Annotated in this window: 14 protein-coding genes; 8 read left to right on the forward strand and 6 right to left on the reverse strand. The window is 58.0% G+C overall.

Annotation, left to right across the window (positions count from 1 at the left end; genetic code table 11):
* The coding region (locus tag VGN12_04550) for a hypothetical protein (GenBank protein HEY4308705.1) at nt 1–223 on the forward strand (223 nt) is incomplete at its 5' end.
* A 176-nt stretch (nt 224–399) separates the two neighbouring features.
* The gene (locus VGN12_04555; protein HEY4308706.1) at nt 400–921 is read left to right on the forward strand and encodes a hypothetical protein; all 522 of its coding nucleotides are present in this window, start codon (nt 400–402) and stop codon (nt 919–921) included.
* 19 nt (nt 922–940) lie between these two features.
* Here the strand turns inward: VGN12_04555 and VGN12_04560 are convergent, their stop codons facing one another.
* On the reverse strand, nt 941–1,234 hold the full coding sequence (locus VGN12_04560; protein HEY4308707.1) for a hypothetical protein: 294 nt from the start codon (nt 1,232–1,234) through the stop codon (nt 941–943).
* A 39-nt stretch (nt 1,235–1,273) separates the two neighbouring features.
* Nucleotides 1,274–1,816, reverse strand: a complete 543-nt coding sequence (locus VGN12_04565; protein HEY4308708.1) for an isoprenylcysteine carboxylmethyltransferase family protein — start codon at nt 1,814–1,816, stop codon at nt 1,274–1,276.
* A gap of 729 nt (nt 1,817–2,545) precedes the next feature.
* On the opposite strand from VGN12_04565, the gene VGN12_04570 reads away from it, so the two are divergent.
* The 4 genes from VGN12_04570 to VGN12_04585 all read left to right on the forward strand — a co-directional run bounded on the left by VGN12_04570 (nt 2,546) and on the right by VGN12_04585 (nt 6,708).
* Nucleotides 2,546–3,007 (forward strand): Hsp20/alpha crystallin family protein, encoded by a 462-nt coding sequence (locus tag VGN12_04570; protein HEY4308709.1) that lies wholly within the window; start codon nt 2,546–2,548, stop codon nt 3,005–3,007.
* Between the two features lie 163 nt (nt 3,008–3,170).
* Nucleotides 3,171–3,578: an HPF/RaiA family ribosome-associated protein gene (locus VGN12_04575; GenBank protein ID HEY4308710.1), complete on the forward strand. Its 408-nt coding sequence runs from the start codon at nt 3,171–3,173 to the stop codon at nt 3,576–3,578.
* 276 nt (nt 3,579–3,854) lie between these two features.
* A complete protein-coding gene (gene mgtA / locus VGN12_04580) occupies nt 3,855–6,386 on the forward strand; it encodes a magnesium-translocating P-type ATPase (GenBank protein ID HEY4308711.1) in 2,532 nt (843 codons plus the stop codon).
* A 145-nt stretch (nt 6,387–6,531) separates the two neighbouring features.
* Nucleotides 6,532–6,708: a hypothetical protein gene (locus tag VGN12_04585; protein HEY4308712.1), complete on the forward strand. Its 177-nt coding sequence runs from the start codon at nt 6,532–6,534 to the stop codon at nt 6,706–6,708.
* 139 nt (nt 6,709–6,847) lie between these two features.
* Here VGN12_04585 and VGN12_04590 read toward each other — a convergent pair whose 3' ends face one another.
* From VGN12_04590 to VGN12_04605, 4 genes are all read right to left on the reverse strand, one after another.
* Nucleotides 6,848–7,732 (reverse strand): ABC transporter substrate-binding protein, encoded by an 885-nt coding sequence (locus tag VGN12_04590; protein ID HEY4308713.1) that lies wholly within the window; start codon nt 7,730–7,732, stop codon nt 6,848–6,850.
* A 52-nt stretch (nt 7,733–7,784) separates the two neighbouring features.
* Complete coding sequence (locus VGN12_04595; GenBank protein HEY4308714.1) at nt 7,785–8,528, reverse strand: SDR family oxidoreductase; 744 nt, start codon at nt 8,526–8,528, stop codon at nt 7,785–7,787.
* 69 nt (nt 8,529–8,597) lie between these two features.
* Nucleotides 8,598–10,100 (reverse strand): CoA-acylating methylmalonate-semialdehyde dehydrogenase, encoded by a 1,503-nt coding sequence (locus VGN12_04600; GenBank protein ID HEY4308715.1) that lies wholly within the window; start codon nt 10,098–10,100, stop codon nt 8,598–8,600.
* 112 nt (nt 10,101–10,212) lie between these two features.
* Nucleotides 10,213–11,154, reverse strand: a complete 942-nt coding sequence (locus VGN12_04605; GenBank protein ID HEY4308716.1) for an aldo/keto reductase — start codon at nt 11,152–11,154, stop codon at nt 10,213–10,215.
* Nucleotides 11,155–11,539: 385 nt separating this feature from the next.
* Between VGN12_04605 and VGN12_04610 the strand changes: the two genes are divergently transcribed.
* On the forward strand, nt 11,540–13,012 hold the full coding sequence (locus VGN12_04610; GenBank protein ID HEY4308717.1) for an HlyD family secretion protein: 1,473 nt from the start codon (nt 11,540–11,542) through the stop codon (nt 13,010–13,012).
* 37 nt (nt 13,013–13,049) lie between these two features.
* Nucleotides 13,050–14,660, forward strand: coding sequence for a DHA2 family efflux MFS transporter permease subunit (locus VGN12_04615; GenBank protein HEY4308718.1), 1,611 nt, complete (start codon nt 13,050–13,052; stop codon nt 14,658–14,660).
* The last annotated feature ends 38 nt before the right edge of the window (nt 14,661–14,698 follow it).

A 14,698-nucleotide genomic window follows, 5' to 3' on the forward strand; every position in this document is an offset into this window, starting at 1 on the left:
GACTGGCAAGGACAACGTCGAATTGATACTCTCGGGCATGGTGGCGTACTCCTGGGGAATTGGGTCCGTAATCAACCAAATTCAAACCCAAGTACGCCGCCTTTTTCAACTCAACTCATCCACAACTTTCGGTTATATCTCGAACACGGGATTTGGAAAGCTGTTCGTGAGACGGATAACCTTAAGCAATTGTACAGGGCTCATCGGGCGTTCGGTAGAATGAGCCCCGTCCGATGCGTGAAGCAGTACCTTCTATGCGTTCGAATTGTTCCCTGGGCAGCGACCAAAGCCATCCTTGCCGCATTGGGTCTAGTAGGCACAAGCAATGCTCGGGCGAAGGTCACACCAAACAAAGGCATTCGTTGCGAAGAAGGCTCGCAGAAAGGCTGAAGCCGAGCGGTGATTTTCCGACTCTCGCAAAAACTCGCCACGAAAGTCAAGGCCGGCACGCTCCGCACTCTGCCTTTGGATGAAAATCCCTTTGCGGACTGGTCAGCCCATCTGTTCGTCGCAGATAGAACCCAGTACATCATCCTCAGCAACACGCCGTCACTCTACTCGGTCGTTCTGTACGGCAAGGGCATCACGAACGACAGCGAATTCCTCAGCCGTGCTTTGACCAATATTCGAGAATTCATGGACTACGATGGCCAGGAGTTCGTCTACCGGCGTTTTATTGCCCCAGCCAGTGGCACGGTTCGCTTCGGCAGACCTCTACACCGTTCGGTCACGGGTTCGATGACTGAGTTGATAAAGCATGCGACGGATTGGCTCGTCGAGGGAGAACTAGCTCCATTCGACATTGGCTTCCGTCTTAACGACATTCTTTTGTCAGCCATCGCTCGGGATAAGGTCGAGGCGTACCGCACTCCCAAAGATGCTTTCAAGACTTTGTTGGGCAAGATCGAGTCAGCGGAGTAAAAGAGCGATCTGCGGGGTCCTATGCACGACCACCATGATTTCGCATCTGTCTCGCCCACAGGGTGAGCCAGAGCACGAGCAGCACAAAGAACCAGAGAATCAGCTTGTAGGCCACCATCGCCCAGAACCAGACATTCTCGACGTAATCCCAGGTTACGTCTGGCCCCCAAAGTCGAATGAGCCACTCGGGATGGCTCGCCATTGCCGACAGGTACGCGAGCCAGCTAAAGGTCAGTAGTCCCGTGGCCGCGAGCAACACCCACCAACCGGCGACTGCGGCTGCTTGAACTCGGCGTTCGAAAGGGTCATGCATGATGTGACTCCACGAGCGGGGACAGTGACGCCCTTCATGCTACTGGAAGTCGTTGTGCTTGGCCGCTCCATTCCCATTCCACGGCGTCCATCGTGGGAGCCAGCGGGGCACGTTCAGGCAATAGATCAAGTACTGCTCTCCATAGCGTCGGCCTAGTGTCGGTTCTTCATAGAGATGCACAAATAGCACGAAGCAGCAAGCAACCACGGGGGCGTAACAGAGCACCGGAATGCTCGCGAAGAATAATCCCTGGCCGACGATCATCGACAGCACCCCCAGGTACATTGGGTTGCGGACAAAACGATATAGTCCTGTGGCAACAAGGCGTTCCGTTGGCATCCAAGGTGCTGGCGTACCTCTCCCCTGTCGCACAAATCGTCCTACCGCTTCCAGCAAGGTCGGCATGCCGGCTAGAAAAAGTGCTGCACCCAACCAACGCAGCAAGGCAAGATCGCCCCACGGAGCCCCAGGCTCCCAATGGCTCAGGAGCCACGGCACCAAACCAACGACCGTGCCTGGAATGAATAGAACGAAGAGGATTGAACCGAGGGCCGGAGGAAGCTGTTTCCGAGACGTAGCCATTTGCAGTACCTCGACGACGCATTATAGCCGTCTCGACCCGCAGGATTCATGCCTTGCTTTCGACTTGATTCGGACTGACATTCTCACGTTGACTTTCGGAACTCCACGGCAACCTCTCATTTCGCGAAGTTGAGCCGCTCCACCCGCTATGCCACCCCGCCTCCACCTCCGATCTCTTCCAACGCCCCCGCGCCGCGTCGATGCAAGTCCATGTGGCGCAGGGTTCGGGTAGGATGAACGATTGAAGCGATCAGTGGGTTAATAGAAAGGGAGGCTGCGGGGCTGGAAGCTATTAACCGGTGACCTTAAGTCCGTATTGCACTGGTACGAGGCGCCCCAACAGGAGCAAAGGCTGTTCCCTTTTTGCGCATCGCGTTCCAAAGCGGCGATCGAGGACATAAACGACCGGGACGTGGACTTGGCGAGCACCGGCGTAAGCCTCGGAAAGCGGCCATTTCTTAAGCTTGGCAGTATCGCTTGGAATTTCCTTTAGATGCCGACTTCACTTGACGAATTCACATGTCTTCATTCTTGACGGGCCCGAAGCAAGATCGATTTCGGGCGTATCCGCACGCTAAATCGCGCGGAATGTGCATCGCAGCGTAATGCCATTCAATTTGAACCGCCCATTAGCCGCGATCTTCAATGGCACGAAAACTGCGACTGCCACGAGAAGCATGAAGCCGAGCAAAGTGTAGGGACCTTCCTTTTGAAGCAATGAGATGAATCATGGCTGGTCTTTTGACAACTCGTGAACCGCACGCTCGTCGTCGTTGGCTTGAACCATTTGCCAGTTTGCGTGAGGAGTTCGGTGATTTGGCGACCAATTTCTTAACCGACGTCAGCGAAGCATGGCCACGTGGCCTGATGGTGCCATCGCTCGACGTGTCGGAGAGCAACGGTGCCATTGAGGTACGGATGGATCTTCCCGGCATCAAAGCCGAGGAGATTGACGTCCAACTGACCGACAACATCCTCACGGTGAGCGGTCAGCGCAGGGAGGAAAAGGAGGAGAAGGGCAAGACGTATCATCGAGTGGAACGACACCATGGCAGCTTCTCCAGAACGGTCGCATTGCCCTGTTCGGTTGATGAGGCCAAGGTCGACGCGCAATACAAGGACGGGGTCCTGACGATCAAGATCCCCAAGACCGACGCGGCCAAGGCCTGCAAGATCAAGGTCCATGCGTGATATGGCAGCCAGCTGCTGTGTGTGAGCGGGTGCGACTCCTTTCAGGTCGCACCCGTTTGCAATTTGGAGGCACGTCGGCGAAAGTGGCATTCGAGGCTGGGCGGAGGAATTCGTTGACTAGGGTCAGTGGCGACGAGCGATAGGGCGAAACGAGGTAACGAATATGAAACTCCCATTGCAAATCAGTTTTCACAACACAGAGCGCTTCGCGGAAATCGAGGACGCGATCCGCGAACGAGCCGCCCAGCTCGACCAATTTGCCGACCGTATTATGAGTTGCGTCGTCGTCGTCGATGTTCCGCACAAGCACCATCAGAGCGGCAACCTCTACCAGGTGCGGATTGACATCAAGCTGCCTGGTGGTGAGGTCGTGGTTAATCGAGAGCCGGGAAAAACCAAGAGCCATCAAGATATCCGCGTGGCCATCCGCGACGCCTTCGCCGCCGCCGTGCGCGAGATGGAAGACTATGTGCGCGTACAGCGAACGGACGTCAAGAGGCACGAACCGCAGGCGCATGCCCGGGTGGCGCGTCATTCCTGGGCAAGACCATGGCTTTCTGCGGACTCCTGACGGGCGGGAGGTTTATTTCCACCGCAACAGTTTGGTCGAAGGGGACTTCGACCGATTAGAACCGGAGGCGGACGTCACCTTCGTTGAGGAACTGGGGGACAAGGGGCCCCAGGCGAGCACTGTGAATCTTGTCGGCCGACATGCTGGCCGTTGAAAGAAGTTCTGGCCGAGCCGTGAGATCCGAGGCGCGCGGACGCCTCAAGACAGTCTGCCGTTAGAATGGCGTAGGCTTGTCTGGCAAAATGCTTCGCCGCCAAGATCTGATGGGACCCATGCATGGCGCTTTCGACGGCCGAGTTCTGGAGTGTCCCGAGTAGCATCTTGCTCGAGCAACTCGGCTCCAGCGCGACGGGCCTGTCGACGCACGAGGCATCTATCAGGGAACGGCTTGCCGGGCGCCGCTTTCATGCGACGCGCCCAAGCGACCTGGCTCTACTACTGAATCAGTTTAAGAGCCCGATTCTCGTCATTCTGTTTGTGTGCGCAACTATGGCATTTGCGCTTGGCGGCCATACCGATGCGGCAATCATCATTTTTATTCTCTTGGCGAGTTCCGGACTTGGATTCTGGCAAGAGCGCACCGCAGCCGACGCCGTCAACCGATTGCTGGCGCGAATCACAACCACTGCCAAAGTCTTGCGTGATGGCCGGCCGGTAGAACTACCCCTCAATGCGGTCGTACAAGGCGACGTTGTACTACTGTCCGCCGGGGACGCGATTCCCGGCGATTGCCGGATCCTGGAGTCGCGGAATCTGTTCGTCGACGAAGCGACGCTGACTGGTGAAACTTTCCCCGCGGAAAAGCAGCCGGCGGACCTGCCACGCGACACCGTATTGGCCGCGCGCAGTAATTCCCTATTTCTCGGCACGCATGTTGTCAGCGGACAAGGCACAGCGCTCGCCGTCGAAGTTGGCAATAACACGGAATTCGGTCGCGTCTCGAATCGGCTCGCTCATCGCGCGCCGGAAACCGCATTCGAGCACGGCGTACGGCGCTTCGGCTATTTTCTGCTGAATGTGACCCTGCTCTTGGTGATCGTCATTTTCGCGGTGAACGTCTACTCCGAACGGCCTGTGTTGCAAGCGTTCATGTTTTCTTTAGCGTTGGCAGTGGGGCTCACGCCGCAACTGTTGCCGGCCATCATTAGCGTGAACCTCGCGCATGGCGCGCGACGTATGGCTGAACAGAAGGTGATCGTGCGACGCCTGGCCTCGATCGAGAATTTCGGCAGCATGAACGTGCTCTGTTCGGATAAGACCGGTACGCTGACCGAAGGAACCATGCGGCTTGTATCCGCCCTTGACGTCACCGGACACCCCTCGGAGAAGGTGATCCTACTTGCGCATTGGAACGCCGTCCACGAGACAGGATTCGTTAATCCCATCGACACGGCACTACGCGCGTGCTGTTCGGGTGAAAGCACCTCTCACGAAAAGCTTGACGAGATACCCTACGACTTTATTCGCAAGCGATTGAGCGTATTAGTGCGCGCATTCGGATCGTCGTTGTTGATAAGCAAAGGCGCCGTGCCAAAAATCCTTGAAGTGTGCGCTTTGGCCGAGGACGCCGGCGGAGTCGTTGTGCCGATGGCGAGCGTCCGCTCGCGCGTGGAAGAGCAATATGAACAATTCGGCAGGAAGGGCTTGCGCGCGTTGGCCGTCGCCTACCGAAACCTGGGGGACGCACGGGAGGCCACGAAAGAATCAGAGGTCGAGATGATTCTGCTGGGGTTGCTGGCGTTGGAGGACCCGCTAAAGCCGGATATCGCTGCCACGGTCGAAAGCCTGGCGAAACTTGGCGTCGCTCTCAAAGTGGTGACCGGCGACAGTCGGTCGGTCGCTGCTTCCATTGCCGCCAAGGTCGGGCTCGATTGCGGCGGCTTGCTTACCGGTGGCGAGTTGAGGCATTTGAGCGACGAAGCCCTCTTAAACCGCGTCAATACCACCGGCGTCTTTGCCGAAATCGAACCCAATCAGAAGGAGAGGTTAATCTCCGCACTGCGCAAGACCGGCAACGTCGTGGGTTACATTGGCGACGGCATCAACGACGCCTCGGCGCTACATGCGGCGGACGTCGGTATCTCGGTCGACACGGCGGTCGATGTCGCGAAGGAGGCCGCTGATATCGTCCTGCTGGAACACAACCTGGCCGTGCTTTGCGAAGGCGTCCGCGAGGGACGCAAGACGTTTGCAAACACGCTCAAATACGTATTCATGGCCACGAGTGCCAATTTCGGCAACATGCTGAGTATGGCGCTCTCATCGATTTATCTCCCGTTTCTGCCATTGTTGCCGAAGCAGATTCTGCTGACGAACCTGCTGACCGACCTGCCCGAGATGTTCATCGCCACCGATTCGGTGGATCCTGAGGCAGTTTTACAACCGCAGCGGTGGAACGTACCCATGATTCGCCGATTTATGCTGGTGTTCGGCACGATCAGTTCGGTGTTCGACGTCATAACATTCGTCGTGCTCTGGCGATTGGGGGCCAACGAGACGTGGTTCCGCACTGGCTGGTTCCTGGAGTCGGTCGTATCTGCCTGCTTGATCGTTTTGGTGATTCGCAGCCGCCGACTGTTTTTCCGTAGCCGGCCAAGCCGCGCGTTACTGCTGGCGACCGCCATCGTCGTTTTGGTCACGGTCGTGCTGCCCTGGACGCCATTGGGCCGCCCCTTCGAATTTCAGCCCTTGCCGTGGGGTTACCTCGTTGCGATCGCTGTCATTGTCGCGGCGTATGTATTGACGGCAGAAACCGCAAAGCCGTTTTTCTATCGTCGGCGAAATCGTCCATTTGAAGATCGGGTATGATCTAGAACGACTCAAATGTGCCAGGATCGCTGTTCGTGGGTCGCCCAGGGCACAAGTTAGCGGCGGATCATCGAAAAACGAGAGGACTACATGAACATTGATTTAAAGCACGCACTATCTTGGTCTTGCCTTACGCAATCCCGTGGTGGTTTCGGCCTGTCCACTGACCGGCGAGATCGATGTCTTGCGTCAATTGGAGCAAGTTGGCGCGGCAGCGGCCGTGCTCCCCTCGTTGTTCGAAGAGCAGATCGAGCACAAGGACGTCGATACACTTCGATTGCAATTGATGAGCCCGACGTACATCGAGAGCTTGTCGTATTAACGCTCAGTTAGCATCCATTGGCGACTCAGAACAAGTCGCCCTAAGTGCGGAAGCGTCATCGGTCGCTTGTGGACTACACGAACGATCCGCCATGCCCGTTGGCGTTCATTCCCGATCGCATTCGATGATCAGGTGATTGCTAGTTCGTCGCGGCCGTGGCCAGGTAGATCTGGTCGGCGGACACCGCAGGGACGCCAAGTTCTGCGGCGACGGCGTCGACCGCCTGCTGAGCGGTTTTGAGATCTGCCAGACCATCGGCCGCAAAATACGGGCCGATGTAGCGCTCGTAGTAGTACTGAGCTTCGTCGCGAGTCAGACGATTGAGAAATAATGCAATGTAATCGACGGCCAACTGCGGTTGTTCGGCAATCACACGAAGGGCTCGCTGATTGGCCCGCACAAGCGCTTGAAGCGCCGGGTCATCGAGCGGAATACGCGTAGAGTCCACGGCGATTCCGACGGTGGGAATCTGGAAGTGGTCGCCGACCCATGAGAGAACGAAAAACCCCTCTTCGGCAGCCACCTGTTCGGGCGATAGTGTGCTGCCCACATAGGCGGCATCGATCGAACCCTCGCGCAGGCGGCGCAAATCCATCTGATAGTCACCGGGGGCACGCGCGATGCACTGCACATCACGATCGGGGTCGAGACCGTGCTTGCGTAATACGATCCGCGCAAAACAGCCGGGGGCCGTGTGAGCTGCGTGGACCGCCAGTCGGCGCCCGCGCAGATTCTCCATGGACTTCACGTCGCCACGCCCGAGGAACCAGAACAGCGGACGATGGGTGTTAACGGCCAGCATCTTCCACGGGATGCCATCGGCCAACCGCGACAACAACGTCCGCCCTAAACCGATGGCTGCACCGCTGCGCAGTCGCTCGGTCTTCCACCGGATTCCGTCGCGGACAGCGACATGAACGCCTTCGTCCTCAAAATATCCTTCTTGATCGGCGACGTACGCGACTAGTTCTTCGTGGATACCGCGTCCAAGGTAGGCCAAATCAATTGTGTGCATCGGCGGCATAGCCTCTCTCCTTTTCTTGGAATTTCGGAAAGTGCGTACGCGCTCGCTCTGCTCAGTCCATGGCCAGGCCGCCGTTGACCGGTAGGTAATGGCCCGTGGTGAAACCCGATTCCTCACTTGCCACAAATGATATCACCTTGGCGATATCGTCAGGACGGACTAGCCGCCCCATGGGCGTGGCCGCGGCGAGTTGGTGCAGCTTCTCAGCGGTCAACTGCTCGGTCACCCTGGTCCCCTCGACCGTTGCCGGTGCGATGAGGTTGGCAGTGATCCCGTGCGGCGCCAGTTCCAGAGCGACGTAGGATACGAACTGATTCAGGGCGGCCTTGGCGGTGCCCATCGTGATCATTCCCTCACGAGGATGCCGCGACGGGTTGGCACTGAGATAGATCAGCCGACCGTATTTGCGCGAAACCATTCCTGGCACAACGGCCTTCGTCATCAGGAATGCGGCGTGCAACTCGTTATTCAGCTTTCCGCCTAGCTGCTCCCAGGTCAGCTTCTCGAACGAGGTGATCGCAAACGGGATCAGCGCGTTGTGTACGAGCACGTCCGTCCCACCCCACCGCTGGTCGATGTCACTGATCATGGCGGCGACGTCCTCGGGCACAGTGACATCGGCTTTGATTGCCACGGCTTCGCCGCCAGCCGCGACGATCGTCGCCACCACATCCTCGGCCTGTGGTGCGCTGGCGCGATGGTTGACGACCACACGGTATCCGTTCTTGGCCAGTAACAATGCGGTTGCCGCACCTATACCCCGGCTGGCTCCCGTGATCAAGGCAACTCGTGCCATGGCCGTTACCTTTTCTTGAGAAGCTGAATGAACGCCGACCGTTAGCGCGCGCCCGGCTCGTCTGTTGACTTAAACCCAACCGTCTTTCGGCGCCTCGGCGCCGAACCAGTGTTCCGAGATCACCTTCTTTCGCGTATAGAACGCGACGGCGTCAGCTTGCGCATCGAGATCGCCGTACAGCGAATTTTTCCAGCCTCCGAATGGAAAGAAGGCCATTGGCGCCGGCACACCGACGTTGATGCCGAGCATCCCGACCTGGATGCGTTCGCGGAAGATGCGAGCCGCGGCGCCGGATTGCGTGAAGAGAGAAACCGTATTTCCGTATCGACTCCGGTTCGTCAACGTGATTGCCGCGTCCAGGTCCGGCGCGCGCATCACGCTCACCACCGGGCCGAAGATCTCCTCTCGGCCGATGAACATTTCTGGCATCACATCGTCGAAGACCGTCGGCCCGATGAAACAGCCGCGCGGCCTGTTGGGGACCGTTTGATTACGGCCGTCAAGGCGAAGTCGGGCCCCTTCCTCCAACCCGCGTTCGATCGTGGCCCGAATTCGCTTTTCCTCCCTCGGGTTGACCACGGGACAGAGGGTCGCTGCATCGTCCAGTCCGTCTCCAAGCTTCAGTTCACTCGCCCAGCGGATGAAGGCGTCGACAACTGCGTCTTGTTGCGCCCGATCGCCGACGGCCACTAGCACGCTTCCGGCAAGACAGCGCTGTCCGGCAGAGCCGAAGCACGATCCAATCAGCGCGGGCAGACTGCGCTCGAGTTCGGCGTCGGGCAGGACGACCAGATGGTTCTTGGCTCCGCCGTGTGCCTGGACGCGCTTGCCGTGTGCCGCCGCCATTCCGTAGACCGATTCCGCTACGGCCGACGAGCCTACAAAGGAGACCGCCTGAACATGCGGGTTGGCGATGAGCCGTTCGCTCACTTCCTTGCTCCCCTGCACTACGCCGACGACACCCGGCGGCAAGCCGGCTTCGGTGAACAGCTCGATCAGCCGTGTGCCGGTGAGCGGTGCCTTCTCAGCGGGTTTCAGGACGAACGTGTTCCCGCAGGCCACGGCGATCGACATCATCCACAGCGGAATCAAAGCTGGGAAATTGAACGGTGGAATTCCGACGACCACACCCACAGGTTCGCGGATCGCGTGGCAGTCGACGTCCCGCGAGATGTTGGTCAGCGTCTGTCCCATAAGCTGGGAGAGAATGCCGCAGGCGAATTCAACGACGTCAAGTCCGCGCCGCAGCGAACCGTGCGCCTCGCTGAGTAGTTTGCCGTTTTCGCGGACAATGCTGTGTGCCAGATCCGAGTAGTTGTTTTCCAGCAACCCGCGAAACTTGAAGAGAACGTGAGCCCGATCCTGCGCCGGCGTTGCGCGCCAGCTAGGGAAGGCGCGGGCGGCGGCTGCGCATGCCTCGTCCACCTGCTCTGTCGAGGCCTCGCGCACCGGCGCCACCAATTCGGCCGAGTCCGCCGGATTATAGATGTCGCGACTGGTGTTTCCACGCCCGTCAACCCAAGCTCCGCTGATCAGGTTGAGCGCGGAAGCCGAGCGTGAAGAAGTTGCCATAGACCAATCGGAGGCAGCACCGGTGTTCATGAACCTCTCCGAAAGCTAGGGACTATCTCTTCATGGACCACTGCCTAATGTGCGCGGAATCAGGTGGCGGAACATCCCGGCATCATTTTCCTCTCGGAATGAATCCCGGAACGCCGGTCTCGACGACGGCATTGAACCTCACGCGCGATTTGATTCCTTCAGTAATCTCGCGCAGGGCGTCTTCGGGAATGGCAGATACATTGAAGTTCTCCTTGATGCGGCTGGGGGTCTTCGAGGTAGTCAGACATGCCGTCCCGCGTTGAATGGCCCATGCCAGCAGGACTTGCGCTGGAGTCTTGTTCACTCGCTTGGCGATCGACGTGATGACGGGATCTTTCAACAAACTGGGCTCGCTACTATGGCCTAAAGCAGCGAACGCTTGCAGCACAATGCCATTCTTCTTGCAGTAATCCAGCAATTCCCATTCCGGAAGATACGGATGGGATTCGACGTGAACAACCGCCGGCTTGATTCTCGCCGCCTCGAAAATTTCCCGGGTCTGCTCTAGGCCGACGTCGGATAAACCAATGGCCCTGCACCGGCCGTCGTCGACCAGACTCTCAAGAGCCCTCCACGTGTCCAACAGCGTTACGCTCTGGTCATAGATTACATTGCCGTTCGCATCCCTCGGATCTTGCTCTTCTCCCGGCTGAAACGCGAAGGGGGTGTGAATGAGATAGAGATCGACGAATTCAAGTTGGAGTTTCTCGAGGCTGGACTCGAAAGCGAGCCTGGCGCGGTCAGGACGGTGATTCGTGTTCCAAAGCTTCGTAATGACGAACACATCCTCGCGCTTGATGTCCCGTTTTTGGAACACCTCCTGCATCGCTTCGCCGACCTCCCTTTCCGTTTTGTAACGTTCGGCGGTATCGAGCAAGCGAAATCCTGCCTCCAGCGCTGCCCGGGTCGCGTTTCGGGTTATTACGGGATCGGGAATGAGAGTGCCGAAGCCGAGCGCAGGGATCGCGCCGGTTCCCGTGTTGAGGGGGATCTTAGTGCGACAAAGTTTGTCGTTGTCTACCATTGCTGCACCGCTTTGATATAACCCAAAGAATTTCCGAAACACCACAGTCGCAGGCGATTTCTAATGAGCCAGACTCCACTGTCAGTAGCGCAGGGCGCTGGTGATGGCGCGCAACATATTACGGTCCGTAGGGAGAATCAACGAGTGCCAGCGTATATTGCGGACTTGTAAGAAGTCGTCGAGCGACGGCATTTGCAGCGTGACTAAGTTGGGCAGCGTTTAGCATGATTTGGCACGCCCGTCAGTTTGATTCACTTTTGGATCACAAACGGGGGAGGATATGGAAACTGTAGATGACGGAGGATCCGCTCGCTCTGAAAGGAGCCAGGCGTCCCTATCCGACCCGGCGACAGCTACCGAGAATCGGGGACAGCCCTCTGTGCATATGCGTGCGGCACCGGCCGAAGAAGTAACGCACGCAGACAACCCGGCGACTGCGGCCCCGACGTCGCCCGTGGCGGGCTCACCGTCGCGCTTCTCGCGCAAACGATTGATCCTGGCGGGAATTGTGGCGGGAGCGGCGGCCGCTGGATATGTCGTGGTTCCGATGGTGCGGACCGCGCTGAATACGGTTTCCACCGACGATGCGTATGTCAACGGTCATGTGACCTTCGTTGCGCCGCGGGTTGCCGGATACGTGACCGCGGTACTGGTGGATGACAACCAGCGCGTGAGAGCGGGGGACTTGTTGGCTCAGCTTGATAAGGAACCGTACCAGGTTCAGGTGAACATCAAGACGTCGGCGCTCATGGCGGCAAAACGGGAATTGGCGACGGCAATGGCGCAGGCGCAAGGCCTCGCCGGTCAGGCCCGCCGCAGTCGCTTCAAGCTCGATCATGTGATGGAGGATGTCCGGAATCAGATCGAACTGCTGAAGTCTAACGTCGCGCAACTGAAGGTCGAGGAAGCGAATCTAACGTTCGCGGAGAGCGATTACGAACGCGGCAACAATCTTGTCGTGAAGGGCGCGATCAGCCAGCAAGATTTTGATCGATACAAGGCCGCGCTGAAAGTGGCCATCAATCGGGTGAGCAGCGCTAAGCAATCGATTCAACAAACGCGCGTCAGCCTCGGATTGCCGATCGATCACGAGAACCCCTTGGATATGCCGGAGGATTTGGATGAGACCTCATCGGTGGTGCAAGAAGCATTAGCGGAACTTTACGGCAACGCTACGCAGTTGGGTTTCAATCCGCCGACCTGGAGTGGGACGCCGAAACAATTCAAGGAGGCGTTTTACTCGCAGGATCCCGACAAGAATTTGGACCGGATCTTCGAGCGGCTGATTCCCGAGTCGCCTGCCATTAAGCAAACCGAAGCCAAGGTCGCACAGGCCCAAGACGACCTCGCGCAAGCCGAGTTGAACCTTCGCTATTGCGACATCGTGAGCGAAATCGACGGTCAGGTCACCAGCCGCAACGTGAACCCTGGTAATTATGTCCAAATTGGTCAGAGTCTGATGGCCGTGCGCTCGCTCACCGAAATTTGGATCGATGCCAACTTCAAGGAAACACAACTGCGCGACCAACGCATCGGCCAGCGCGTGCGTTGCGAGGTCGACATGTATGGCCATCGACAGGAGTTCGAGGGCCGGATTACCGGATTCACGATGGGAACCGGCACAACGCTTGCGCTGCTTCCCCCTCAGAACGCGACGGGCAATTTCGTGAAGATTGTCCAGCGTTTGCCCGTCCGCATCGAGCTGACGGACTACGATCCCGAAAAGGTCCCGTTATTCATCGGCCTGTCGGTCGTGCCTTACGTGTACGTCAAGGAGCCGGCCACGGGCCCGCACGCCGGGGAACTCTTGCAACCCTTTGCTACGCTTCCACAATCTCCGGTGGCACCGAAACCGTAACTGGCATTAGTCGGCCATCGCAAAGGAAGCGGGGATCATGAGCACCGTCGCAGTTGCATCGGTGGCAACTAGTCGCCCGGCCATCAATGGCTGGCTCGTCGCCGGTGCCGTGATCATTCCCACATTCATGGAAGTCCTGGACACGACGGTTGCGATTGTCTCACTGCGTTACATCGCGGGCGACCTGTCGGCGGCCGTGGTCGACGCCGAATGGGTGCTGACCTGCTATCTCGCCGCGAATGCCACGATTCTTCCGATTTCTGGCTGGCTCTCGGCTCGCCTGGGTCGTCGCAACTATTTTCTCTTGTCGATCGCAGTCTTCACCATCGCCTCGGCTTTGTGCGGTATGGCCACCAGCCTATGGCAGATCATCGTGTTCCGCATCATCCAGGGTCTGGCCGGCGGCGGACTGCAGCCATCCAGCCAGGCCATCCTGATTGACAGTTTCCCGGCCGAGAAACAGGGGATGGCGATGACTATGTTCGGCATCGCGGCGTTAACGGCGCCAGTTGTCGGACCGACGCTCGGTGGCTACCTATCCGATTATCAAAGTTGGCGCTGGATCTTTTACATCAATATCCCGATCGGCTGTCTTGCCTTCGCAGTGACTTACCTCGTTGTCGAAGACCCGGACTATCTCCGTAAGGAGCGTGCCCGGCTGCTGCGAATGCCGCTCAACTTCGATTACATCGGCCTGGCACTACTGGCATTGGTTATGTCCGCATGGGAAGTGCTGATCACCAAGGGCCAGGAATGGGACTGGTTGGGGGACCCTTTCGGAAAGGTCCAGACGTTGTTGTTGATATTTGTGGTAGGCGGAGCGTGCCTGGTTTTCTGGGAAATGCGCAGAGAAAATCCTGTCGTCAATTTTCGGCCACTTGGCGAACGTAACTTTTGGGTCTGCTGCCTTATCATTTTCTTCGCATACGCGATCCTGTACGGCACGAGTACATCACTGCCGGGATTGCTCCAGTCATTATTTGGCTACGATGCCTTTCACTCGGGGCTGATCATGTCGCCGTCCGGCCTCGCGTCGGTCTCGATGCTGCTGATCTGTGGTGTTTTGCTCGGTCGTGGCGTTGACGCCCGCTGGTTGATCGGCGGCGGAATGCTTGTCGTGGCGTTCGGCGGCTATTCAATGTCATTGATGAATCTAGAGATTACCCCCTGGCAAGCGATCTGGCCGCGTGTCGTCACGATCGCCGGCCTGGGGATGGCCTTTGCCCCGCTCAACGTGGCCGCTTTTCTCTACACCCCCCGTCATTTGCGCGCCGCGGCCGTGGGCATGTTCGCACTGCTCCGCAACGAAGGGGGCAGTTTTGGTACGTCGATGGCCCGGACCGTGCAGGTGCGTCGCGACCAGTTACATTCTTCGCGCGTCGGAGAATTCCTCGATCCGTTCAATTCCGCTGTTAGCTCGTATCTGGACCGAACGCAGGCATTTTTCTTTCGGATAACAGGAGATGCCCCTCGATCGCAGCGGATGGCACTGCAAAGGTTGGCCGACCTTAGAGAGCAACAAGCGCAATCGATGTCCTATTTCGATGTCTTTTTCGTGGCAGGCGTCTTGGGAGTAGCGCTCGCACTTTTGGTGCTCCTCATGAAGCGATCGGTTGCCGAAAAGGGTGCCCATGTCGGTGCGGAATAGATTTCAATGCCGACGGGATTTGACCTGCCCCCTTCAAC

The sequence above is a fragment of the Pirellulales bacterium genome, assembly GCA_036499395.1.
GTDB lineage: Bacteria > Planctomycetota > Planctomycetia > Pirellulales > JACPPG01 > JACPPG01.

What these genes read in the sequence shown, in the direction of transcription:
- VGN12_04560 (HEY4308707.1), bottom strand. Translation starts at nt 1,234, where the DNA reads ATGCATGACCCTTTCGAACGCCGAGTTCAAGCAGCCGCAGTCGCCGGT.
- VGN12_04565 (HEY4308708.1), bottom strand. Translation starts at nt 1,816, where the DNA reads ATGGCTACGTCTCGGAAACAGCTTCCTCCGGCCCTCGGTTCAATCCTC.
- VGN12_04570 (HEY4308709.1), top strand. Translation starts at nt 2,546, where the DNA reads ATGGCTGGTCTTTTGACAACTCGTGAACCGCACGCTCGTCGTCGTTGG.
- VGN12_04575 (HEY4308710.1), top strand. Translation starts at nt 3,171, where the DNA reads ATGAAACTCCCATTGCAAATCAGTTTTCACAACACAGAGCGCTTCGCG.
- mgtA (HEY4308711.1), top strand. Translation starts at nt 3,855, where the DNA reads ATGGCGCTTTCGACGGCCGAGTTCTGGAGTGTCCCGAGTAGCATCTTG.
- VGN12_04590 (HEY4308713.1), bottom strand. Translation starts at nt 7,732, where the DNA reads ATGCCGCCGATGCACACAATTGATTTGGCCTACCTTGGACGCGGTATC.
- VGN12_04595 (HEY4308714.1), bottom strand. Translation starts at nt 8,528, where the DNA reads ATGGCACGAGTTGCCTTGATCACGGGAGCCAGCCGGGGTATAGGTGCG.
- VGN12_04600 (HEY4308715.1), bottom strand. Translation starts at nt 10,100, where the DNA reads ATGGCAACTTCTTCACGCTCGGCTTCCGCGCTCAACCTGATCAGCGGA.
- VGN12_04605 (HEY4308716.1), bottom strand. Translation starts at nt 11,154, where the DNA reads ATGGTAGACAACGACAAACTTTGTCGCACTAAGATCCCCCTCAACACG.
- VGN12_04610 (HEY4308717.1), top strand. Translation starts at nt 11,540, where the DNA reads ATGCGTGCGGCACCGGCCGAAGAAGTAACGCACGCAGACAACCCGGCG.
- VGN12_04615 (HEY4308718.1), top strand. Translation starts at nt 13,050, where the DNA reads ATGAGCACCGTCGCAGTTGCATCGGTGGCAACTAGTCGCCCGGCCATC.